The organism is Xanthobacter pollutisoli (genome assembly GCF_040044995.1).
GTDB lineage: Bacteria > Pseudomonadota > Alphaproteobacteria > Rhizobiales > Xanthobacteraceae > Xanthobacter.
In genome coordinates, this window is record NZ_JBDZDP010000017.1 from 39735 (window position 1) to 61914 (window position 22180).

The 22180-nt window shown below is 64.2% G+C and carries 22 protein-coding genes; 7 read left to right on the top strand and 15 right to left on the bottom strand.

Annotated elements, in window-relative coordinates; genetic code table 11:
• The first annotated feature begins 290 nt into the window (after window positions 1–290).
• Window positions 291–1421: a multicopper oxidase domain-containing protein gene (locus tag ABLE93_RS21785; RefSeq protein WP_041577508.1), complete on the top strand. Its 1131-nt coding sequence runs from the start codon at window positions 291–293 to the stop codon at window positions 1419–1421.
• Window positions 1418–2629 carry a ZIP family metal transporter gene (locus ABLE93_RS21790; RefSeq protein ID WP_149577655.1) on the top strand — a complete coding sequence of 404 codons (1212 nt, stop codon included), beginning with the start codon at window positions 1418–1420 and terminating at the stop codon, window positions 2627–2629. Before ABLE93_RS21785 ends, ABLE93_RS21790 begins: the two co-directional genes overlap by 4 nt.
• Before the next feature lie 306 nt (window positions 2630–2935).
• Here ABLE93_RS21790 and ABLE93_RS21795 read toward each other — a convergent pair whose 3' ends face one another.
• From ABLE93_RS21795 to pstS, 13 genes are all read right to left on the bottom strand, one after another.
• Window positions 2936–4234, bottom strand: coding sequence for an MFS transporter (locus tag ABLE93_RS21795; RefSeq protein WP_149577654.1), 1299 nt, complete (start codon window positions 4232–4234; stop codon window positions 2936–2938).
• Complete coding sequence (locus ABLE93_RS21800; protein ID WP_348841911.1) at window positions 4231–5604, bottom strand: SidA/IucD/PvdA family monooxygenase; 1374 nt, start codon at window positions 5602–5604, stop codon at window positions 4231–4233. The genes ABLE93_RS21795 and ABLE93_RS21800 overlap by 4 nt, the downstream gene beginning before the upstream one ends.
• A 104-nt stretch (window positions 5605–5708) precedes the next feature.
• Window positions 5709–6113 carry a PadR family transcriptional regulator gene (locus ABLE93_RS21805; protein ID WP_041575984.1) on the bottom strand — a complete coding sequence of 135 codons (405 nt, stop codon included), beginning with the start codon at window positions 6111–6113 and terminating at the stop codon, window positions 5709–5711.
• Window positions 6114–6234: 121 nt separating this feature from the next.
• Window positions 6235–6669, bottom strand: coding sequence for an arsenate reductase (glutaredoxin) (gene arsC / locus ABLE93_RS21810; RefSeq protein ID WP_348841912.1), 435 nt, complete (start codon window positions 6667–6669; stop codon window positions 6235–6237).
• Window positions 6670–6686: 17 nt separating this feature from the next.
• Window positions 6687–7505, bottom strand: a complete 819-nt coding sequence (gene phnE, locus ABLE93_RS21815) for a phosphonate ABC transporter, permease protein PhnE (protein WP_348841913.1) — start codon at window positions 7503–7505, stop codon at window positions 6687–6689.
• Window positions 7505–8311, bottom strand: coding sequence for a phosphonate ABC transporter, permease protein PhnE (phnE, locus tag ABLE93_RS21820; RefSeq protein ID WP_149577652.1), 807 nt, complete (start codon window positions 8309–8311; stop codon window positions 7505–7507). Before phnE (ABLE93_RS21820) ends, phnE (ABLE93_RS21815) begins: the two co-directional genes overlap by 1 nt.
• On the bottom strand, window positions 8308–9162 hold the full coding sequence (gene phnC / locus ABLE93_RS21825) for a phosphonate ABC transporter ATP-binding protein (protein ID WP_149577651.1): 855 nt from the start codon (window positions 9160–9162) through the stop codon (window positions 8308–8310). Before phnC ends, phnE (ABLE93_RS21820) begins: the two co-directional genes overlap by 4 nt.
• Window positions 9163–9185: 23 nt before the next feature.
• Complete coding sequence (gene phnD, locus ABLE93_RS21830) at window positions 9186–10154, bottom strand: phosphate/phosphite/phosphonate ABC transporter substrate-binding protein (protein ID WP_149577650.1); 969 nt, start codon at window positions 10152–10154, stop codon at window positions 9186–9188.
• 66 nt (window positions 10155–10220) lie between these two features.
• Window positions 10221–11480, bottom strand: coding sequence for an organoarsenical effux MFS transporter ArsJ (arsJ, locus tag ABLE93_RS21835; RefSeq protein ID WP_149577649.1), 1260 nt, complete (start codon window positions 11478–11480; stop codon window positions 10221–10223).
• Window position 11481: 1 nt separating this feature from the next.
• Complete coding sequence (locus ABLE93_RS21840; RefSeq protein ID WP_149577648.1) at window positions 11482–12525, bottom strand: ArsJ-associated glyceraldehyde-3-phosphate dehydrogenase; 1044 nt, start codon at window positions 12523–12525, stop codon at window positions 11482–11484.
• A 52-nt stretch (window positions 12526–12577) separates the two neighbouring features.
• A complete protein-coding gene (arsB, locus tag ABLE93_RS21845) occupies window positions 12578–13639 on the bottom strand; it encodes an ACR3 family arsenite efflux transporter (protein ID WP_149577647.1) in 1062 nt (353 codons plus the stop codon).
• A gap of 81 nt (window positions 13640–13720) precedes the next feature.
• Entirely contained in the window at window positions 13721–14608 is an 888-nt protein-coding gene (locus tag ABLE93_RS21850) for an arsenate reductase/protein-tyrosine-phosphatase family protein (protein WP_149577646.1), read from the bottom strand.
• Window positions 14609–14653: 45 nt separating this feature from the next.
• Entirely contained in the window at window positions 14654–15682 is a 1029-nt protein-coding gene (gene pstS, locus ABLE93_RS21855; RefSeq protein WP_012115929.1) for a phosphate ABC transporter substrate-binding protein PstS, read from the bottom strand.
• Between the two features lie 545 nt (window positions 15683–16227).
• Between pstS and ABLE93_RS21860 the strand changes: the two genes are divergently transcribed.
• The 4 genes from ABLE93_RS21860 (at window position 16228) to pstB (ending at window position 20028) form a co-directional block, all read left to right on the top strand.
• Entirely contained in the window at window positions 16228–17229 is a 1002-nt protein-coding gene (locus ABLE93_RS21860; RefSeq protein WP_012115928.1) for a PstS family phosphate ABC transporter substrate-binding protein, read from the top strand.
• Window positions 17230–17334: 105 nt separating this feature from the next.
• Complete coding sequence (gene pstC / locus ABLE93_RS21865; protein ID WP_041575981.1) at window positions 17335–18243, top strand: phosphate ABC transporter permease subunit PstC; 909 nt, start codon at window positions 17335–17337, stop codon at window positions 18241–18243.
• Between the two features lie 4 nt (window positions 18244–18247).
• Window positions 18248–19189 (top strand): phosphate ABC transporter permease PstA, encoded by a 942-nt coding sequence (pstA, locus tag ABLE93_RS21870; RefSeq protein WP_049776014.1) that lies wholly within the window; start codon window positions 18248–18250, stop codon window positions 19187–19189.
• A complete protein-coding gene (gene pstB, locus ABLE93_RS21875; RefSeq protein ID WP_012115925.1) occupies window positions 19189–20028 on the top strand; it encodes a phosphate ABC transporter ATP-binding protein PstB in 840 nt (279 codons plus the stop codon). The genes pstA and pstB overlap by 1 nt, the downstream gene beginning before the upstream one ends.
• 84 nt (window positions 20029–20112) lie before the next feature.
• On the opposite strand, the gene ABLE93_RS21880 is transcribed toward pstB, so the two are convergent.
• A complete protein-coding gene (locus ABLE93_RS21880) occupies window positions 20113–20757 on the bottom strand; it encodes a substrate-binding domain-containing protein (RefSeq protein WP_348841914.1) in 645 nt (214 codons plus the stop codon).
• A gap of 79 nt (window positions 20758–20836) precedes the next feature.
• A complete protein-coding gene (locus ABLE93_RS21885) occupies window positions 20837–21064 on the bottom strand; it encodes a helix-turn-helix domain-containing protein (RefSeq protein WP_348841915.1) in 228 nt (75 codons plus the stop codon).
• 227 nt (window positions 21065–21291) lie between these two features.
• Here ABLE93_RS21885 and ABLE93_RS21890 point away from each other — a divergent pair, with 227 nt between their 5' ends.
• Window positions 21292–22140 carry a sulfite exporter TauE/SafE family protein gene (locus ABLE93_RS21890; protein WP_149577644.1) on the top strand — a complete coding sequence of 283 codons (849 nt, stop codon included), beginning with the start codon at window positions 21292–21294 and terminating at the stop codon, window positions 22138–22140.
• The last annotated feature ends 40 nt before the right edge of the window (window positions 22141–22180 follow it).

The following is a 22180-nucleotide window of genomic DNA, read 5'->3' on the forward strand; positions in this document are numbered from 1 at the left end:
ACATCGCACAAGATGACCGTGACCAGCGATCCGAACTGTGGCCATCGTGGCGGTTGGCTTGCCTATGTGAGGGCAGTCGAATTTCCGGACCTGATCGAGGCAGCCAACCTCGCGCCCCTCAAGGCTAGACTCGGCATGCCCCGATTGCCTGATCTTCTGCGATATGGCGGAAGTTGGCGCCCATGTTGCGGAGAGGAGGAAGCCCTTCTCGACGTCAATTGGCAATGGCCACCAATTGTAGCTTATGCTATTTATATGCGACTAATTCGCATTTGCAGAAAGAGATGCATATGATCAAAGTGCCAGCTTGGTTACGTAAACGGCTGAGCCGGCGCGTGGTGCTGGGAGGCGGGCTAGCGGCTGCCAGCGGCGCAGCGATAGGTATGACTGGTGCTCTAGCGCAGTCAGGACACGCTTCGCATGCAGGAACTGTCGGCGCTGAAGCAAAGCTGGCCTCAGCCCACCGCGGAGCCCATGGTGCGATGATCACGGTGGGCGGGGTCGACGAAGCTCGTAATGGCTTCGATCCGACCAAGCTTCTGACCGACTGGGATAGAGGCACTGTGTCCCAGCTTCCGGATGGGCGGACGCTAAGAACCTTCGAGATCACCGCCGAGGACAAGGAGATCGAGATCGCCCCCGGTATCATGTTTCTGGCCTGGACCTATAATGGCCGGGTGCCCGGCCCGTCACTGCGCGCGACCGAAGGTGAGCGGCTGAGGATCGTCTTCAAAAACTACGGCTCGCATCCTCATTCGATGCATTTTCATGGCATCCATGCGGCGCGGATGGATGGCGTTCCAGGCGCAGGGCTAGTCGCTCCGGGCGAGGAGTTTGTCTACGAGTTTGATGCACGGCCTTTCGGATGTCACCTCTATCACTGTCACGCTCTGCCGCTGAAGCGGCATATTCACAAGGGCATGTACGGAGCCTTCGTCATCGACCCGGATCCCACTCGCCATCCCGAATATGAGGCAGTTGCCCGCTCACGCCTGCTCGGCACGGCGGAGAATGCCGAGTGGCAAGAGCTCGTAATGGTTATGAATGCATTCGATACCAATTTCGACGGCAAGAACGAGGTCTATGCTGTCAATACGGTAGCCCATGCCTATGCAAAAAAACCCATCAAGATCCTTAGAGACAAACCGGTTCGCGTCTACCTTATCAATGTGATCGAGTTCGATCCGATAAATTCTTTTCATTTGCATGCTAATTTCTTTGAATACTTCAATCAAGGCACGACCTTGACCCCGACCCTGAAGACCGTCGACCTCATCACCCAATGCCAAGCCGAGCGCGGCATCCTTGAGTTCCATTTCACGGAGCACGAGCCCGGTCTCTACATGTTCCACCCGCATCAGTCGGAGTTCACCGAACTCGGTTGGGTGGGCATGTTCGATGTCGTGGAGACCGTATCATGAACCAAGCTGGGCGGCCCCCTTCCAATGCTGCGACAACACTTCCAGTCGGGCGTCCGGGTCGAGCCTCGTTGTTCTGGATCGCTATCCCGTTTACCGTGCTTGGTCTCGCGATGGCGTGGTTGATTGGGACCGATCCGTTATCGAGCTTTCGCAACGGCGCACCGCCGGTCGAGAAGCTGACCTTCGAGCGGACGATCCTAGGTTCCGATGGAGTTCGCCTACTGGTCCGTGCCGGCGGCTCGCAACCCATGACGATCGCCCAGGTCCAGGTCGATGACGCCTATTGGCAGTTTACGCAGACACCGCCGGGTCCGATCGCCCGCGGCGCGACCGCCTGGGTTCAGTTGCCGTTCCCTTGGGTGGTCGGCGAGGCGCACGGCGTGAAAATCCTCACCAACACCGGCGCCACGTTCAAGCGTGAGATCCCCGTCGCGGTTGCGACACCGACCGTGGATTCGATGAGCTTCGTATCCCAGGCTGCCCTTGGCGTCTTTGTCGGCATCCTTCCCGTCGCTATCGGCCTCATGTTCTACCCAGTTCTCCGTGGCGTTGGCCGCAACGGCATGGACTTCCTACTCGCATTGACGGTGGGGCTTCTCGCTTTCCTCGTGATTGATGCAGTTGCTGAAGCGCTCGAACTTGCCGGCGAGGCCGCCGCCTTGTTCCAGGGACCGGTGATGGTCATCCTCACCACTATGGGGAGTTTCCTCTTGCTGATGGCTGTCGGCCGCAGCCGTGGCACACCGACCGGGCTGGCCCTATCGACCTTCATTGCGCTGGGGATAGGATTGCACAATCTCGGCGAAGGCCTTGCCATCGGCGCTTCTTTCGCCTCCGGAGCGGCGGATCTCGGTATTTTTCTGGTGCTCGGCTTTACGTTGCACAACATCACGGAAGGCATCGGCATTGCCGCGCCGATACTGAAAGTACGCCCACCACTTTGGACCTTCGCCGGGTTGACGCTGCTTGCGGGCGGACCAGCCGTCGCAGGTCTGTGGATCGGCAGCCTTGCCTACGCGCCGCAGTGGTCGGCGCTAGCGCTGGCGGTCGGTGCCGGGGCTATCCTTCAGGTGATTGCGGAAGTCGGATCGCTACTAGTGCGCAGAAGCGGCGAGACTCATGTTTCGTTCTTCACGCCAGCCGCAATGACGGGGCTCGCCACCGGCGCGGGCCTGATGTACGTGACCGCGATGCTCGTAAAGATCTGAACGCTTCAAACATCCTCACTTGTAGAGGTGAGGCGGATCATCGAGGCTCGGGCAATCGACTACAATATCGTCAGACTTCACATGAGCCTCGGTGGCCTCCCATCGTCGACGTTCGCCAACCAGTCCCACGAGGACCCAAACCCCGCCAGACCTAAACTTGTAACTGGCAGGGGAAATGAGGAGCACATCAGTTTCCTGCAGCTTTAGCGCGTATGCAGTGAGCCGCCGAGCGCTGATAAGCCGGATGGTGTTGGATGCGTTGTTCCGCTTTAATTCTTTTCAGGAAGGGTGTGTTGCGGCGGGGGCTTAGCGGCGGTCCGGCATAGAAGGAGCCCTCTCGTGGCGCTCCATGTCCTCGTTCCGCGAAAAGGCTGCTGCGGCCCAGAAGGCGCCCGCCAGCAGGACGCCTCCCGCAGCCATGGCAGAGAGGACCGCGCCGTAAGACTGGGATTGCGCCCAGAGGAGCGCGGCACCGGCGGGTGCCAAAGCGCGGGCGAGCATCGAGGGCGCCGCCAGCGCGCCGTTCACGGCGCCATAGGCCTGCCGGGTCAGCATCTCCGGCACGGCGAGCCCACGCACGATGGTCATGATGCCGTTGGCGCTGCCGTAGAGCGCCACGATGGCCGCCACCAGGGCAAAGCTGGGTGGCAGCCACGCCAAGGCGAGTATGGCGACCGGAAAGGCTAGCACGGCACAGCTGCCGATGAGTCGCACCGGAGCGCGCGGCGCGAACACCGAGACGGCGATCCGACCCGCCACCTGGGTTGGGCCGATGATGGCCATGGCCAGCACCACGCTGCCCGCCGTGAAGCCGCGCTCCAGCAGCAGGGGATAGAGGTGGAAGGTGAAGGCGGAGAAGGTGGCGGCATAGGCGGTGAACGCCACCGCCAGGGCCCAGAAGGTGGGCCGGCGGGCAACGCGCCCCATGACCTGCCGCAGGGTGCCCGCTCCCGACAGTGCAAGAGCGTGGACCGGCGATGCCGCGTGGTCGGCCGCGGGCCGGATCACCGCGGCATAGAGCGGCGCGCACACCACGAGGTTCACGGCGCCGAGCGCCACCAGTGCGCCACGCCAGCCCGCCAGATCCAGCAGGATCTGGATCAGCGGAATGAAGACCGTGGAGGCAAATCCGCCCCATAGGGTGAGCGCGGTAATGCCGGCCCGGGCGCCGGCCGCTCCGGTCCTGCGCGCCACCACCGCGAACGCCGGCTCATAAAGGGTTGCCGCCTGGAGGACGCCGATGGCGGCCATCAGGCTATAGAACAGCCAGAGCTGCTGCACCTGCGACCAGGCAAGGAGGCAGAGGCCGGCGAGGCCGGCTCCCGCCGCCATCACCCACCTGCCGTGGCCTTTGTCGACGGCGGCGCCCACGGGGAAGGCGGCCATGCCCCCGAGGGCGAGGCCGAGCGTCGCGGCGCCGAACAGATCCGGCTTCGACCAGCCGAGGTCGCGCTCCATGGCCTCCGCTATCAGGGGAAAGCTGTAGTAGAGCGATCCCCAGGAGCAGATCTGGCCAATGCCGAGGCCGGTGATGAACAGGCTGCGGCCGGAAAGCGGGCGCGCTGGCGCCGGTTGCGCGAGTTCGCCGCTCAGGCCGCTGGTCACGCGGCCGTCCCGCGGCGGGGTGGCGCCTCGGCCTGCGGCGCGGCGGTATCGCAGCCGCAGCCGTCCTTGCCTTCCGCCTTGGCCTGGGCATCGTCCGCGCAGCAGGCATCGGCGTCCCGAGGCGCAGGCCCACCACAACAGCCGGATGCCCCTGCCGTCACCGGTGCGGCGCTGCAGACGCCGGTCTCCGGCAGCACCAGATGGACACTGCGCGCCGCGTCGTGATCGCCGGCGATCTCCGCCGCGATGGAGCGGACCTGCTCATAGCCCGTGGCCATCAGGAAGGTGGGGGCGCGGCCGTAGGACTTGGAGCCGACGATGTAGAAGCCCGGCTCGGGGTGGGCCAGCTCCGCCGCGCCATGGGGCGGGACGGTGCCGCACGAATGCAGGTTCGGGTCGATCAGCGGCGCGAGGGCCGGCGGTGCCTCGACGGCGGGATCGAGGGCGACGCGCACCTCGCGCAGCACGGCAAGGTCGGGGCGAAAGCCGGTGGCCACCACGATCCGGTCCACGGTCCTGGTCCAGGGCTCCGTGCCGAGACGGCCGGACACGTCCAGCCCCGCCGCGCCGCCGACAATCCGCTCCGCCGCGAACGGCGCGAGGACATCGAGCCGGCCGGCGGCGATGGCCTGCGTCGCCGCAAGGCCGAGGGCACCGCGGGCGGGCAGCGCGTCGTTGAGGCCGCCGCCCAGCAGCTTCTCCATGCGGTTGCGCCGAAGCGCCCAGGTGACGCGGGTCGTTGGCGCCGCCTCCTGCAGGCGGAGAAGATCGAGCACCACATTGATGGCCGAATGGCCGGAGCCCACCACCAGCACGCGCCGGCCGGAATAGGTCTCGCGCTCAGCGCCGGACACGTCGGGAATGCCATAGGCGACATGCGCGGCTGCCTCTTCCTCGCCGGGCACCGGCAGGCCGTCCGCGCCCATGGGGTTGGGCTGGCTCCAGGTGCCGGAGGCGTCGATGACGGCACGGGCGAGCGAACGGTGCTCAGCGCCGTTCGCGTCGCGCCAGCAGATCGCGAACGGCGTGTCCGCGCGCCCCTCGGATGACATCTTGTCGAGGCCGTGGCGGGCGATGGCGCTCACCTGTGCCCCGAACCGCAGGTGGGGCGCAAGGGCGGGATGAGCCGCCAGCGGCTCGAGATAGTGCCGCACGATCTCCCCGCCGAGCGGCAGGGCCTTGGGGTTCGGCGCGCTCCAGCCGGTTTCCTCCAGCAGCGTGCGGGCGGCCGCGTCGATGTTGTAGCCCCAGGGCGAGAACACCCGCACGTGGCCCCAGGCCTTGAGCGAGGTGCCGACGCCGGCGCCGCGCTCGAAGACGAGAGGCGCGAGGCCGCGGGCCAGCAGATGCGCCGCGGCGGCAAGCCCCACGGGGGCCGGCTCCGATGATAGCGACGGGTAGCGATCCGGTCATGACGGGAGACTCCGATGGTCGATCCATTGACGAGCGATGCTTAAGGGCAAATGAATGCGGGTCAGGGGCAGCATCCCGGAGTGCTCCCGACTTTGTCCGGCGCGCCGGCGATCATCTTCTCCGCGTCGACCAGACAGCGCGTTACGTCCATCCAGGCCTCCACCGCCACCTTGAAGGCGGCGCGGCCCTTGTCCGTGAGGGTGTAGACCTTGCGCTCGCGGCCCGAGACCACCTCGCTTGCAGCGGTGACGTATCCGCCCTCCTCGAACTCCCGCAGCACCGGATAGATGGTGCCCTCTGCAGGGGAACAGCAGCCGTTCGTCGTTGCCTCGACTGCCCTTGCCACGTCGTATCCGTGCATGGGCCGCTGATGCAGCACGCACAGAATGAAGAATTTGGACAGGCTCATCTTGATGGTGCCGTTCCAGTAGGCACGGCTCAGGAAATCGGGCCCGGGCTTCGGCACCGGGGCGGGCGACGGCGGAACGGATGGGGTGGCCGATGGAGAGGTTCGAGACATGCAGGAAGGCTATACATCGATCATCAATGTGTCAATCATCAAGGCATACTTGAAAGCGCTCCCCGCGTCAGCAAACGCGCCGTCCCTCGGCATCGATCACCACCTCTCCATCCTCCTTCGTAAACGGCCCTTTCTGCGGCGCGGGCAGGATGTCCAGGACCCTTTCCGACGGCCGGCACAGCCGCGCCCCGAGCGGGGTGAAGACGAACGGCCGGTTAATGAGGATGGGGTGGGCCATCATGGCATCGAGCAGAGTGTCGTCGGTGAGGGCGGGATCGTCGAGGCCGAGTTCGGCATAGGGTGTGCCCTTCTGGCGGGTCGCGGCGCGCACCGTGAGGCCCGCCGCGGCGATGGCGGCGGCGACCGCCTCCCGCGTGGGCGGGGTCTTGAGATATTCGACGATCGTCGGCTCGATACCGGCGTTGCGGATCAGGGCGAGCGTGTTGCGCGATGTGCCGCAGGCCGGATTGTGCCAGATGGTGACAAGGGAATGCTCAGTCATCGTTCAGGCTCCGAAGATCAGATGATGGCGTGGCGGACCTTGGCGGACACCCATTCGCTCACCACCACGGTGGCGAGGATCACCATGAGGATCAGCGTCACCTGCGGCCACGCCAGCGTATTGAGCGAGCTTTCCAGGTTGAGTCCTATCCCGCCCGCGCCAACCAGGCCGAGCACCGTGGATTCGCGGATGTTGATGTCCCAGCGAAACACGCTGATGCCGGCGAAGGCGGGCATGATCTGCGGCACGATCCCGTAGGCGAGGGTCTGGGCGCCCGAGGCGCCGGTAGCGCGGATCGCCTCCACCTGGCTCTCGTCGATTTCCTCGATGGCCTCGTAGAGCAGCTTGCCGATGAAGCCGATGGACCTGAGCGCGATGGCGATGATGCCGGCCAGCACGCCCGGACCCAGGATCGCCACCAGCAGCAGCGCCCAGATGATGGAATTAATGGAGCGCGAGGCGACGATGACGAACAGCGCCAGCGGCCGCACGAAGGCGGCGCTAGGCGTGGTGTTGCGTGCCGCGAGGAAGGCCACCGGCACCGACAGCACGATGGCGATGAGCGTGCCGAGGGTGGCAATGTTGAGCGTGTCCCAAAGCGGCTTGAGCAGTGCCGGGAAATAGGACCAGCGCGGCGGGACCATGCGCGCGCCGATGTCGGCGGCCTGGGTGGGGGCATCCCAGACGAAGGCCCAGATGGTGCCTTCCGTCATCACCCGCCAGCAGAACACGGTGAAGGCCACGGCGAGAAGCCAGCCGAACCACACGGCGATCTGGCCGCGCGAAGTGCGCCGTTGCCAGGACCGGCGGCCTTCGGGGAGGGCTAAGACCGGCATTATTTCACCGGCCCGCGCACGAGGCCGGAGACATATTCGCTCGCCATCACGATGGCGATGATGAGGATGAGGATGGCGGCGGCGCTGTCGAACTCGTAACGATCGATAGCGGTGTTGAGCGTGGCACCGATGCCGCCCGCGCCGACGATGCCCACCACCGCGGATTCGCGGAAATTGATGTCGAGCCGGTAGAGCGAAAGCCCGAGGAGGCGCGGCGCCACCTGCGGCAGCACCCCAAAGGCGATCAGCGATGGCCAGGGCGCCCCGGTGGCGCGGATCGCCTCCACAGGGGCGGGGTCGATGTCCTCGATGTCCTCGGCCAGCAGCTTGGAGAGGAAGCCGATGGTGGCGAACGACAGGGTGAGGAAGCCCGCGAACGGCCCGAAGCCCACCATGGCCACCAGCAATATGGCGACGATGATCTCCTGCAGGGACCGCGACACGGCGATGATGGCCCGGCAAGCGAAATAGACCCCGCGCGGCACCACGTTGCGGGCGGCGCCGATGCCGATGGGAACCGAGATGGCGATGCCCACCACGGTGGAGGTCACCGTCATGGTCAGGCTCTCGATCATGCCCTGGATGATGTCGTCCCAGCGCCGGGAGAAGTTCGGCTCCAGGAAGCCGGAGATGAAGCGCAACCCGCGCGCCCAGCCGTCCGACAGGCGTGCCCAGTTGACCTCGACGCTGCCGAGGGCGAGCGCCAGATAGAGCGCCGCGCCGCCGATGAGTGCATAGCGCAGCCAGGGATTGGCGACGAGCGGCGGCGGCCGCCAGCGGTGCGCCGGAACGGACACAGCGCTCACAGCGTCCTCGCCACGGCGGATGGCGTGGCCTGGACCCGCAGGACACGGACCGCATCCTCGGCGGCGGCTTCTTCCACCGCATCATCCTCCGCCTCGCGGATGGTGCGCGACCAGTCCTCCTCGCCATAGATGGCGGTGAGCACATCGGTGTCGAGTGCCTCCGGAGGGCCGTCGAACACGGTGCGCCCGGCCTTGAGGCCGATGATGCGCTGGACGAACATCTGCGCCAGCGCCACGTCGTGGATGTTGACGATGGCGGCGAGCCGGCGCTCGGCGCACACCTCGACGATGAGGCGCATGATCTGGCGCGAGGTCTTGGGGTCGAGGCTGGCGGTGGGCTCGTCCACTAGCATGATGTCCGGCTCCTGCACCAGAGCGCGGGCGATGCCGACGCGCTGGCGCTGGCCGCCGGACAGCTCGTCCGCCCTCTTGTCCACGTGATCCATCAGGCCAACGCGGTCGAGCACGGCGAAGGCCCGGTCAACGTCGGCCTGGGGAAACCGGCGCAGGAAGGCGCGCCAGAAGCCCACGTATCCGAGCCGGCCGGAGAGCACGTTCTCCATCACCGTGAGGCGCTCCACCAGGGCATATTCCTGGAAGATCATGCCCATGCGCCGCCGCGCGCGCCGCAGGCCCATGCCTCCGAGGCGGGTGATCTCGGTGTCGCCGAGGCGGATGGAGCCGGACGTGGGCTCCACCAGCCGGTTCATGCAGCGGATGAGGGTGGACTTGCCTGCCCCCGACGGACCGATCAGGCCCACCACCTGGCCGGCGGGGATGCTGAGCGAAACATCATCGAGGGCCTTGTCCCCCTTGGCGTAGCGCTTGGACAGACCGGCGATGGTCAGCATCCCACAGTCCCTCTCTCCAGAGTTTACTTGCAGGCGTAGCTGACGCCCATGGCGTCATCGACCTGGCGCACCACCGCCCAGGTCTCCTTGAAGGTGATGGGAATGAATTTCTCCTGCGGCGGCTCGGCCGACTGGAACTCCTTCAGGAGAGCAGTGCCATCCCAATTGAAGCTGAAGAACGCCTCTTTCACCTTGGCGGCGAGCTCGGGCTTCAGATTGTAGGCATAGCCATAGCCGGTGGTGGGGAAGGTCTGCGACTTGTAGATCGTCACCACCTGCTCGGGTTTGATCACGCCGCGGGCGATCATGCGCTTCATCACCGAATTGGCGACGGCCGCTGCCGGATAATCCTTGTTGGCGACGCCGATGATGGAATTGTCGTGCTTGCCGGAGAAGGCGGGTTCGTAATCCTTGCCCGCCTCCATGCCGAACTGCGAGCGCAGCAGCGCGGACGGCGCCTTGTAGCCGGAATTGGAGGTCTCCGAGGTGAAGGCCATCTTCTTCCCCTTGATGTCCTCGACCTTGGTGATGCCGGAGCCGGGATAGGTGATGATCTCCATCTCGTAGCCGTAGGCACCGTCCTTCGAGGCCATCATGGCGAACGGCACGAAGCCGGAGCAGGCGACGGCGATGGGATTGGAGCCGGTGTTGAAGCCGGCCACATGCAGGCGCCCGGCGCGCATAGCTTCGAGTTGGGCGGCGTTGGACTGCACGGGGAAGAACTGCACCTTCTTGCCGGTCACCTTCGCGAGATGGTCGGTGAATTCCTGCCACACCTTGGCGTAGACGGCCGGATCCTCAACGGGGGTGTAGGAGAAGATCAGCGTGTCCGGGTCGATCTGCTTGGAAGGATCAGTCGGCGCGTCCGCGACCATGTCGCCATTCGCGTCCGTGAAGCGTGGGTCGAGCTTGAAGTCGGCATGGGCGATGCTTGGCCCCAGGCACATGGCGGCAAGCAAGAGGGTGCGTGCGAGAAAGCGCGGTAGCGTCATCTCTTCTCTCCAGTGACGGTGTAGTTCAATCGGACGATGCTGGTACGCGAACTCGAAGCCGGAGCCTTATCTGCTCGGTGCCGGCGTTCCCATCGGCTGGGAATGAAGCGGCAGCAGGAGGGTGGTGCCAAAACAGACGGCGAGCATCAGGGCCGACCCCCCGAGGCAGGCATAGATCCCACCCACCTGATAGAGCAGGCCGGACAGGAGGGTGCCGATGAAGCGCCCCGCTGCATTGGCGGCGTAATAGAAACCCACGTCCTCGGCTGCCTTCTCCGATCCGGCATAGGCCAGGATCAGGTAGGAATGCAGGGAGGAGTTCACGGCGAAGGCGGCGCCGAAGATGGCGAGCCCGATCACGACGATGATGTCCGGCCGCAGGGGTGTCACGGCGAGGAGCACGGCGATGGCCACCGGCACCAGAGCGAGGCCGAGCGCCCACCAGCGCGCCGCTGGCACTTCCTTGGACAGGCCGTCCGGGCTGCGGCTCACCACGGCGGGCGCGGATGCCTGCACGATGCCGTAGCCGATGGTCCACAGCGCGAGGAAGCCGCCCACCATGGGAAAGGTCCAGCCCATCCCATAGAGGAAGACCGGCACGCCCACCACGAACCACACGTCCCGCGCGCCGAACAAGGCGACGCGGGCAGCAGCGAGCAGGTTCACACCCCGGCTCTTGCCGAACAATTCTCTTGCCGAACTACTCGCCTTGGCCTTGCCCATCATAGGCGGCAGGGACAGCAGCACGCCGAGAAGCACCAGCGCCAGCACGGCAGCCATGAGCCACAGCGACAAGCGAAAGCCGAACGCCTCCAGGAGCACGCCGCCAAGAAAGAAGCCGAAGCCCTTCATGGCATTCTTGGAACCGGTGAACCACGCCACCCAGCGAAACAGGCGCCCCTCGGCGTTACCCTTGGCCTCGGCCTCCGTCACCTTGATGGCGGACTTGGAGGCGGTCTTGGTGAGGTCCTTCGCCACGCCGCACACGCCCTGCGCCGCCACCACCCAGGCAACAAGAACGGCCGTTTCCCAGGTGGGCGACATGGCGGAGAGCAGCAGGAAGCCGGCGATCTGGGTCGTGAGCCCGACTGTCAGCATACGGGTGATGCCGAAGCGGGCGGCGAGCCAGCCGCCGATGAAGTTCGCCCCGATGCCCGCCGCCTCGTAGAGCAAGAACAGGAAGGCGAGGGTGAAGGGCGAGTAGCCGAGCTTGAAGAAGGTGAACAGCACCAGCATGCGCAAGGCGCCGTCGGTCAGCGTGAAGCCCCAATAGGCCGCGGTGACGATGGCGTAGTTGCGCAGGCCCGCGGAGGATGACGCCGCCATCTCACAGCCCCACGCGTTCGAGGTGGCAGGCAAGGTCCACCATGCGGCAGGCATAGCCCATCTCGTTATCGTACCAGGCATAGACCTTGAGCAAGGTGCCGTCGGTGACGAGGGTGGACGGCCCATCAACGATTGCGGAGCGGGTGTCGCGGGCGTAGTCCGCCGACACCAAAGGGCGCGGCTCGAAGCCGAGGATACCGTTGAGCGCACCCGCGGCGGCCTTGGCGAACAACGCGTTCACCTCGTCCGCCGTGGTCTCGCGGTTGAGCTCGAACACGCAGTCGGTGAGCGAGGCGTTGAGCACCGGGGCGCGCACCGCATGGCCGTTCAGCTTGCCCTTCAGCTCGGGATAGATGAGGGCGATGGCGGTGGCGCTGCCGGTGGTAGTAGGCTGCAGCGAGAGCATGGCCGAGCGGGCGCGGCGCAGGTCCTTGTGGGGCGCGTCCACCACCACGTTGGTGTTGGTGGGATCGTGGATGGTGGTGATCTGGCCGTGGCGGATGCCGATGGCCTCGTGCACCACCTTCACCACCGGGGCGAGGCAGTTGGTGGTGCAGGAGGCAGCGGTGACGATGGGATGCGTCTCTCGGTCGTAGAGCTGCTCGTTCACCCCCACCACAACGTTCAGCACGGACGGGTCTTTCACCGGCGCGGCGACGATTACGCGCTTGGCGCCGCGCTTCAGGTGACCTTCGAGCACGGCGGGGGTGAGAAACTTGCCGGTGGACTCCAGTACGAGGTCCACGCCGAGATCGCCCCAGGGGATATCGCCCGGCGTCGCGTGAGAGGAGAAAGACAAGCTCTTCTCGCCGATGCGCACACTATCCGCGCCCTCGGCTGCGATGGGCGCACGCCAGCGCCCCTGTACGCTGTCGAATTCGAGGAGATGGGCGATGGCTTCCGCCCCACCCTTGATCTCGTTGAGATGAACGATCTCGAGCCGGTTGTTGCCGCGCGGATCATTGTCCGGGCGGTAGGCCGCCCCCATGGCCGCGCGAAGCGAAAGCCGTCCAATGCGGCCGAGGCCGTTGATCCCTACTCTCATGGCACCGTCATCCTCGCAAACTTTGAAAAGGTGCGGCGTTGCCGCGATGATCTCAGGCTTTGGTGCGGTCGCCGGCGTCCGTCACCCTCACGCCGCCGGCTTCGTACCAGTCCTTGGTATGGTTCACGATCCACACCACCGAGAGCATCACCGGAACCTCGATGAGCACACCCACCACGGTGGCGAGAGCCGCACCCGACTTGAATCCGAACAGGCTGATGGCGGCAGCCACCGCCAGCTCGAAGAAATTGGAGGCCCCAATGAGGGCAGAGGGGCCGGCCACGCAGTGGGCTTCGCCGGACAGCCGGTTCAGGAGATAGGCAAGGCCCGAGTTGAAATAGACCTGGATCAAGATCGGCACGGCCAGCAGCGCAATCACCAGCGGCTGGGCGAGGATCTGCTCGCCCTGGAAGGCGAACAGCAGCACCAGGGTGGCGAGCAGCGCCACCAGGGAGAGCGGCTGGAGCACGCCGAGCAGGCGATCGAGCCCGGCCTGTCCACCGGTCGCCAGGATGCGCCCGCGGAGGAGCTGCGCCGCGATCACCGGGACGACGATGTAGAGCATCACCGACAGGAAGAGTGTGTCCCACGGCACGGTGATGGAGGAGAGCCCGAGCAACAGCCCCACGACGGGCGCGAAGGCGACGATCATGATGGCGTCGTTCAGCGCCACCTGGGACAAGGTAAAGTGGGGCTCACCCTTGGTGAGATTTGACCAGACGAACACCATGGCCGTGCAGGGCGCCGCCGCCAGAAGGATGAGGCCGGCGATATAGCTATCGATCTGGTCGGCTGGCAGGTAGGGTCGGAACAGATAGCCGATGAACAGCCAGCCGAGGAACGCCATGGAGAACGGCTTCACCGCCCAGTTCACCAGCAGCGTCACCGAGATTCCGCGCCAGTGCCGGCCGACCTCCTTGAGCGCGGCAAAGTCGATCTTGACCAGCATGGGCACGATCATCAGCCATATGAGGATGGCTACCGGCAGGTTGACCCGCGCCACTTCCAGCGCCCCGATGGTCTGGAACACGGACGGCGCCAGCGCGCCAAGCGCGACGCCGGCGATGATGCACAGGAACACCCAGAGAGTGAGATAGCGTTCAAACACGGACACGGTGCGGGATCTCCCAAGGCCGCCAGCTGCGGCCGATTGCGGCGAGAGCGTGGGCGCGGTCTGTTTCAGGACGACGACAGTTCACGCGGCCTGTCCCGAGAGTGTGAGGTCCGTCGCTCCCTCCATTTTCCCGATCTCGCCGATGCGCTCCTTGAGCGAAGCAAGATCGAGCTGCTCAAATGGCAGGTTGACGAAGGCGGAGATACGCCCGGCGAGCCGACGGTAGGTGGCAACGAAGGCAGCCTTCTGCTCAGCTTCGGTTCCCTTCACCCGGATCGGGTCGGGCAGACCCCAATGGGCCTGTAGCGGATGACCGGGGAAGGCAGGGCAGATTTCCCCAGCTGCGGCGTCGCAGGTAGTGATGACGAAATCCATCTGGGGCGCATCCGGCCTGGCGAACCCATCCCAGCTCTTGGAGGCGAGGTTCGTCGTGTCGTAGCCGAGCGAGTCGAGCAGATCGATAGCCATCGAGTGCGGCTTGAGCTTCGGCCGACTGCCGGCCGAGTAGGCCTTGAAGCGGCCTCGCCCCTCGCGGTTGAGCAACGCCTCCGCGATCAGCGACCGTGCCGAGTTGGCCGAGCAGACCAGCAGAACATTGTAGACGCGATCATTCCCAGCGGCAGGACGCAGCTGTGGAAAGGCCGCGGGGCCGGTCCCGCACCGGGGGGAGACGGCAAAACCCATCTCCGCCATCAGTTGGCTCAGCACAGGGCCCGCTGTGGACAAGCTGACGGCATAGATGATGGACCGTCCCTCGCGCCGCGACGTGACAAGGCCGGCACGCTCCAGCACGCCGAGGTGCACCGACATGGTATTGTGCGCTACCGCCAGCAGGCGGGCGATGTCGCCCGCCTGAAGGCCATAGGGCACATAGCGCAGCAGAAGACGATAAGTCTCGAAGCGCGTGCCTTGGGACAGCGCATCGAAGATCCGCGTGGCGTCTTCCCCATTCAGCTTCGTCTCGTCCATCTTGTCTCACCGTTCGAATGCTGCTCACGCGTCAGCCCAAGTGCCTCAGGCGCCGCCCTTGAAGGTCCTGGCCCAATAGTCCTTGACCTGCTGGACCAGAGCCGGCGGCAAGGGAACATAGCCGAGCTCGGACGCAAATTTCTCGCCCTCGCCCAGGGCGAAACGCCAGAACTCGAAGGCGGCTTGGCTGTTCGCCGGCACCTTCGGCTCGCGGTACATGAGAGCGAAGGTGGTCGCCGCAATAGGATAGGCATCCTCGGCGGGGGAATCGGTGATGACGACGAAAAAGTCCTTGGCGCCGGCCCAATCGAAGCTCAGCGCCGCCGCCTGGAACGCCGCCGCGCTGGGTGCGATGAACTTGCCAGCACGGTTCTGGACGAGGCCATAGGCCAGCTTCACCTGCACCACATAGGTGTATTCGACATAGCCGATGGCATTCGGGACCCGCTTGACCTCGGTCGAGACCCCTTCGTTACCGCGCGCGCCATACCCCACCGGCCAGGCGACTGCGCTGCCTTCGCCGACCTGCTGCTTCCACTCCGGGCTCGCCTTGGCAAGGTAGGACACCCAGTTGAACGTGGTTCCAGATCCATCGGAACGGTGCACCACCACGATCTTCGCGTTGGGCAGCTTGACGTCGGGATTGAGGGCCCTGATGGCGGGATCGGACCAGGTCGTGACCTTGCCGAGATAGATGTCAGCGAGAAGGGCGCCGGTGAAGCGGAGCTGGCCGGGCCCCACGCCGTCCACGTTGAACACCGGAACGACGCCACCGAACACGATGGGGAACTGGCCGAGGCCATATTTCTCCAGTTCTTCCGGCTTCAGCGGCTTGTCGGACGCGCCGAAATCCACCACCCCGTCCTTAATACGGTTGACGCCGGCCGACGAACCCACCGACTGGTATCCTACGATGTGGCCTGTGCGCTCACGAAACGCCTCCGCCCATTTCCAGATGATCGGATAGGCGAAGGTGGAGCCGGCACCCCGCACCTCCGCGGCGCGCGCCGGAGGCGCGAACATCGACAGGGCCGCGAGCGTCGCCGCAGCTGTCCAGACAAGAATGCGATTCACGGCTGGCCTCCCTTGGGTCCTAGCGACATATCGCTGGAAACAGATAGCTCCATACGAGTCATTATGTCGATAGGAGTGGACAGATCGCTATATGGCCTTCATGTCACTCTTGTGACGCCATTTACGTCGCGCCAATCGCAGCGATAGTATAAATTATCGATATGTCGATACAAATGGAAATGATGTAATGTAGAGACGGAATGCTCGCGAGGTTGAGAGGCAAATTTGTTCGGGAGGAGAAATGAATAATAGGCGCTTCATATGGACTTTATATAAGTAATATACGTCAATCGAAGTCGGATAGCCTCTCAAAAATTGCAATCAACCATGGACAATTGCCACGATGTCCATATGATTTACATGAAATAAAGCCAACCATAGCCTAGAACTACGTTGCGTCATATTCGATAAAATCTCTGTTGATTCAGGAATATCGCTCGATATACACAAATTGTCATGAATTTGTTACATAACATGCTTAGAGCCCGTGAGGCTAGGTGAGCATCAGAAGCCCTAGCGGCACTGTCCAGGGAGACGGCATCCTCATGAAGATCATCACTCTCGCGAGCGCCCTCGCGCTGCTCGCTACCGGCGCGGCCTTCAACGGCGCCGCTGCCCAGGCACTGGTCAAGGTCGACGGGTCGTCCACGGTATTCCCCGTGACCGAAGCCATGGCGGAGGAATTCCAGAAGGCGAACAAGGATATCAAGGTGACGGTCGGCATCTCCGGTACCGGCGGCGGCTTCAAGAAGTTCTGCCGCGGAGAGATCGACATCTCTGACGCCTCGCGCCCCATCACCTCCGCCGAGCAGAAGGCCTGCAAGGAAGCCGGCATCGAGTATATCGAATTGCCGGTCGCCCTTGATGCGCTCACGGTCATCGTCCACCCGTCCAACACCTGGGCGAGCGAGATGACGGTTGCGGATCTGAAGAAGATCTGGGAGCCCGAGGCCCAGGGCAAGATCACCAACTGGAAGCAGGTCCGCGACAGCTACCCGGATCGGCCGCTGGTGCTCTACGGCGCGGGCGTCGACTCAGGCACTTACGACTATTTCACCGCCGCCATCGTCGGCAAGGAGCATTCCAGCCGCGGCGACTTCACCGCATCGGAGGATGACAACGTGCTGGTCCAGGGCGTGGCGGGCGATCCCAACGCCCTCGGCTTTTTCGGCCTTGCTTACTATGAAGAGAACACCGGCAAGCTGAAGGCGGTGAAGATCAAGGTCGATGACGCCGCGCCCGCCGTGGAGCCGTCGGTCGAGAACGCCCGCACCGGCAAGTACCAGCCTCTGTCGCGGCCGATCTTCATCTACGTGAACAAGAAGGCGGCCGAAACCCGTCCGGAGGTGGCGAAGTTCGTTGAGTTCTACCAGGACCCGAAGCACGCGGTCGAGCTGGTCAAGGAAGTCGGCTATGTGCCGCTGCCCGAGGCCGCCCTGAAGGTGTTCCAGGAGCGCTTCAAGAAGCGTGAGATCGGCACCGGCTTCACCGGGTCCAAGGTCGGCGTCTCCGTCGAGGATCTCGTCAAGGAAAAGCTCGTCTACTGACAGGTGATCTTGAGGGACCTGAGGGAGGTGCTCCGGCGCCTCCCTCCATTCAGGTGAGGGTTGGACGTGGTCGCACCGGTGTCTCCAGACTCAAGAACAGGCCGGTTGCGCCTGACGGTTTCTCCGGTCTTCCTGGCGCGACGCCGGGTGGTGGACCGCATCATGCGCGTTGTCCTGTTTCTCAGTGCCGCACTCTCTGTCCTGGTCACGGCGGGCATCGTCTACGTCCTCCTGTCCGAAAGCCTGAAATTCTTCGCACAGGTGTCGATCATCTCCTTCCTGACCGACACACAATGGACGCCGGTGTTTCAGGACAAGCACTTCGGCATCATGACTCTGGTATCCGGTACTTTGGTGAGTTCGCTCATCGCCCTGCTCGTCGCGATTCCAGCCGGTACCGTGCTCGCAATCTATCTGTCGGAGTTCGCGCGGCCACAGGTGCGCGAGACCATCAAGCCGTTTCTGGAGCTTATCGCAGGCGTGCCCACTGTGGCATTCGGCTATTTCGCTCTTTTGTTCCTCACGCCCATCTTCCAGATCTTCATTCCCGGGCTGGCGGGCTTCAACCTGCTCGTGCCGGGCATCGTCATGGGCATCATGATCCTGCCCTACATCGTTTCCGTGAGCGAGGACGCCATGCGCGCGGTCCCTGCGGAACTGAGGGAGGGGGCCTATGCGCTGGGCTTCACGCGGCTCCAGACGGCGACGCGGGTGGTGATCCCCGGCGCCTTCTCCGGGGTGACGGCGGCCTACATCCTCGGCATGTCGCGGGCGGTTGGCGAGACCATGGTGGTGGCCATTGCTGCGGGCCAGCAGGCGAAGCTCGCCCTGAACCCTCTGGAGGGCGCAGCCACGATCACCTCCTATATCGTCCAGATCAGCCTCGGCGACGTGCCACATGGCTCCATCGCTTATCTCACCATCTTCGCGGCGGGCATGACGCTGTTCCTCATGACTTTCGCCTTCAACATTCTCGCCTTCTGGCTCCGCCAGAAATACCGTGAAGTCTATTGAGGGGATGGCCGTGAAGCCGCTCGCCGCTCAACCCTCCCGCCGCCTCTCCGACGCGGAAATCGTCGCTCGGGCGCATCGGTCCGACCGCAATTTCGCGATCCTGGGCCTCAGCGTGCTCGTCATTTCCATGATCGTTCTGCTGTCGCTCATCGTGGACTTCATGGTGGACGGGCTTGGCCGCATTGATCTTGATTTCCTGACGAGCTTCCCCTCCCGACGCGCTTCGGAGGCCGGCATTCTGTCCGCCTGGGTCGGCACCACGCTGGTGATGCTGGTGACGACGGCGCTGGCGGTGCCGCTCGGCGTCGCAGCAGGCCTCTATCTTGAGGAATATGCGCCGCGGAACTGGATCACCCATCTCATCGAAATCAATGTGACCAATCTCGCGGGCGTGCCCTCCATCATCTATGGGCTGCTCGCCCTCGGCCTGTTCGTGCAGAGCTTCGCCATGGGCCAGACGATTCTAGTTGCGGGCATCACGCTGGCGCTTCTCATCCTGCCCATCATCATAGTCGCCACACGCGAGGCGGTGCGCTCCATCCCGCTCGAGATCCGCGAGGGCGCCTATGCGCTTGGCGCCGACAAATGGCAGACGGTGAGCGGCTACATCCTGCCCACCGCGCGTCCCGGCATCCTCACGGGTGCCATCGTCGGTATGTCACGGGCCATCGGCGAGACCGCGCCCATCATCACCATCGGCGCGCTCACCTTCATCGCCTTCCTGCCGCCTTCACCGGTCCAGGACACCTTTCCGTTCATCAATTTCAACTGGCTCAACTCGCCGTTCACGGTGATGCCGATCCAGATGTTCAACTGGGTTTCACGTCCCCAGGCGGCGTTCCACGTGAACGCAGCAGCAACCGGTCTCATTCTGCTGCTTATGACGCTGCTGATGAATGCGATCGCCATCTGGCTGCGCTACAAGATCCGCCGGAGCATGCGCTGATGCTGCAGCCCGGCCTTTCGGAGAACGAGATGACCGCCGTGACCCCAGCATTGGACGCCGTGGCCAGCAAGGAGCCCGCCCCCCTGCGCGCTTCTGTTCGCAACCTCAATTTCTTCTACGGCGACAACCAGGCGCTCAAGGGGGTGGAGCTTCCGATCGTCGAGGGTAAGGTCACCGCCCTCATTGGGCCGTCGGGATGTGGAAAGTCCACGCTCCTGCGCTGCTTCAACCGCATGCATGACCTATATCCGGGCAACCGGTATCAGGGCGAGATCATCCTCTATCCGGAGGGGATCAACATCGTGGCGCCGGAAGTAGATCCAATGCTCGCGCGTTTGCGCATCGGCATGGTGTTCCAGAAGCCCAACCCGTTTCCGAAATCGGTCTATGAGAATGTGGCATCCGGCCTCCACATCCGGGGCATCCGGAATCGCTCCGAAGTGGATGGGCGCGTGGAAGCCGCGCTACGCCAAGCCGCCCTATGGGACGAGGTGAAGGACCGCCTCCAGGAATCCGCCTATGGATTGTCGGGCGGCCAGCAGCAGCGCCTGTGCATCGCCCGCACCCTCGCCCCAGATCCGGAGCTCATCCTGCTCGACGAACCCACTTCGGCCCTCGACCCCATCGCCACGGCGAAGATCGAGGAACTGATGGACGAGTTGCGGGGCGCCTACACCATCGTGATCGTCACCCACAACATGCAGCAGGCGGCGCGCATCTCGGATTTCACCGCCTTCATGCATCTCGGCCACATGGTGGAATACGACGTGGCCAGCCTGATCTTCACCAACCCAACCGAGGAGCGCACGCGCTCCTATATCACCGGCCGGTTCGGCTGAGGCGTTCGGCTCGGTGGGAGGCGGCGGGAAGTTCGCTCGTGGACTTGGCATTCGGGCGCTTCAGCGACGGCAGTAGATTCGGCCTCACGTCTCAGCCACGATCTTCCCGATGTCGGTGATGTCATATCCGCCGATGCTCTTGAACTCGTTCTGGAACCGCTCCGAGCGCAGGATCTTGAGCATCGTCGCGACCTCCGGTGTGTCGAGATGCTCTTTACGGACCACAAGGTCGTAGCGTTCCCTCTTCAGTGGGACGAAGTCCACATTATCTACTTGGCGGGCGACCTTTTCCATCCCCACCGCCACGTCGGCGTCGCCACGGCCCACTGCGCTCGCCACGGCGAGATGGGATTGGTTCTCGCTATCGTAGCCCTTAATCCGGCTGGCGTAGAGATCGAGGAGCTTCAGGTTCTCGTCGAGCAGCACCCGCGATCCCGCCCCCTTCTCGCGGTTGATCATGGTGATGTCGTCGCGGGCGAAGTCCTGCCATGTTCGGATGGCCTTCGGGTTGCCTTTGGCGACGTAGAGGCCCTGCATGCGGTAGGTGACGTTGACCACCGCGCAGCGCACGCCAGGCAGTAAGGCACGGACATAGGGCACGTTGTAGTCGTCGCCGGCGCTGTCCCACAGATGTGCGCTCGCGACGGAGACCTTGCCGTAATAGAGCGAGACGAGGCTGTCGTAGCTGCCGATATAGGCCCTGAGCGCCATGACGCCGTGCATGCGCATGAAGTTGGACAGGATGTCGAGGATGAGGTCCTGGCCGCAGATGATGAAGCCGTCCCCGGCCCGACGCTCCGCCTTCAGGTCAAAATACCGGTTCTCGTCGAATGCCGGGCGGCCTGCCAGCTCGGGCGCGCGCGGCCCTGCCGGAGCGCTCGATATAGTCGCGCACGTTCGCCTCGGTGAAGCGGATCTTACGGCCGACCTTGTAGAAGCCGATCCCGCCTGCCTTGATCAGAGCATAAATGCCGCTCCGGCTGACGTGCAGCCGCTCGGCCACATCTTCGACAGTCAGGGCGTTAGGCGTATCCATGGAATGTCCGGCATCTCAATTCATCTAATTTCATATCATTTGGCATATAGCTCGGCCTTCGGCCAGCCGTCCTGACCATTCTATCTTTACAAAACAACATCTATTCGCCACGCTCGGCTCATTAAACCAGCAATATACCCGTCAAATCGTTTGTTTTCGTATCAATTCATATCATTTCATACCATGATGGCGGCTCCGTCCGAACGATCATGGCCGGAGGCTCATCCATGTCCCAGCAGTCCATTCCACTGTCGTCCGAGCGTGCCAACACACGGGACGAGCGGGGGTCCAACCCTGGCCCCCCGCCGGTGCCGGCCTTCGCCGGGGGCGCCCTCATCGGCATGCTCGGCGGTCTCATCGGGCTTGGTGGCGCAGAGTTCCGCCTGCCGCTGCTGATCGGCCCATTCCGCTTCCGGGCGCTCGAAGCGGTCATCCTCAACAAGGCCATGAGCCTGGTCGTCGTCGCTAGCGCGCTGCCGTTCAGGGCGGCGACGGTGCCCTTCAGCGCGATCGCGACCAACTGGCCGATCATCCTCAACCTGTTGGCGGGTAGCCTCGTTGGCGCCTGGTTCGGCGCCGGCTGGGCCACCCGGCTCAGCTCCCGCACCCTCTACCGGGTCTTGGCAGTCCTGCTGGTGCTGATCGCCGTCGCCCTCCTGTTCGGACACGGATCGACCGCAGCGTCCGCGCTGCTTTCGGGACCCTGGCTGATCGTGGCCGGCGTCATTGCGGGATTCGCCATTGGCGTGGTCGCCTCGCTGATGGGCGTGGCCGGCGGTGAGCTGCTGATTCCGACGCTGGTGCTTCTCTTCGGCGCGGACATCAAGCTCGCCGGCAGCCTGTCGCTGGCGGTGAGCCTGCCCACCATGATCGTCGGCTTCACCCGCTACAGCCGCGACAACGCCTTCGCCACCGTCGCGCAGAACAAGGTGTTCGTGGCCGTGATGGCGGTGGGCTCCATCGTGGGCGCCTTCATCGGCGGGCACCTCCTTGGGCTTGTGCCCGAGCAGGTCTTGCTTCCCATCCTGGCGCTGATCCTCGTCGTGTCATCGGTGAAAGTGTGGCGCCACGGATGAGGGTGCGGTCTCGGCCGGCGCCAGAACGCCGGCCGATGGT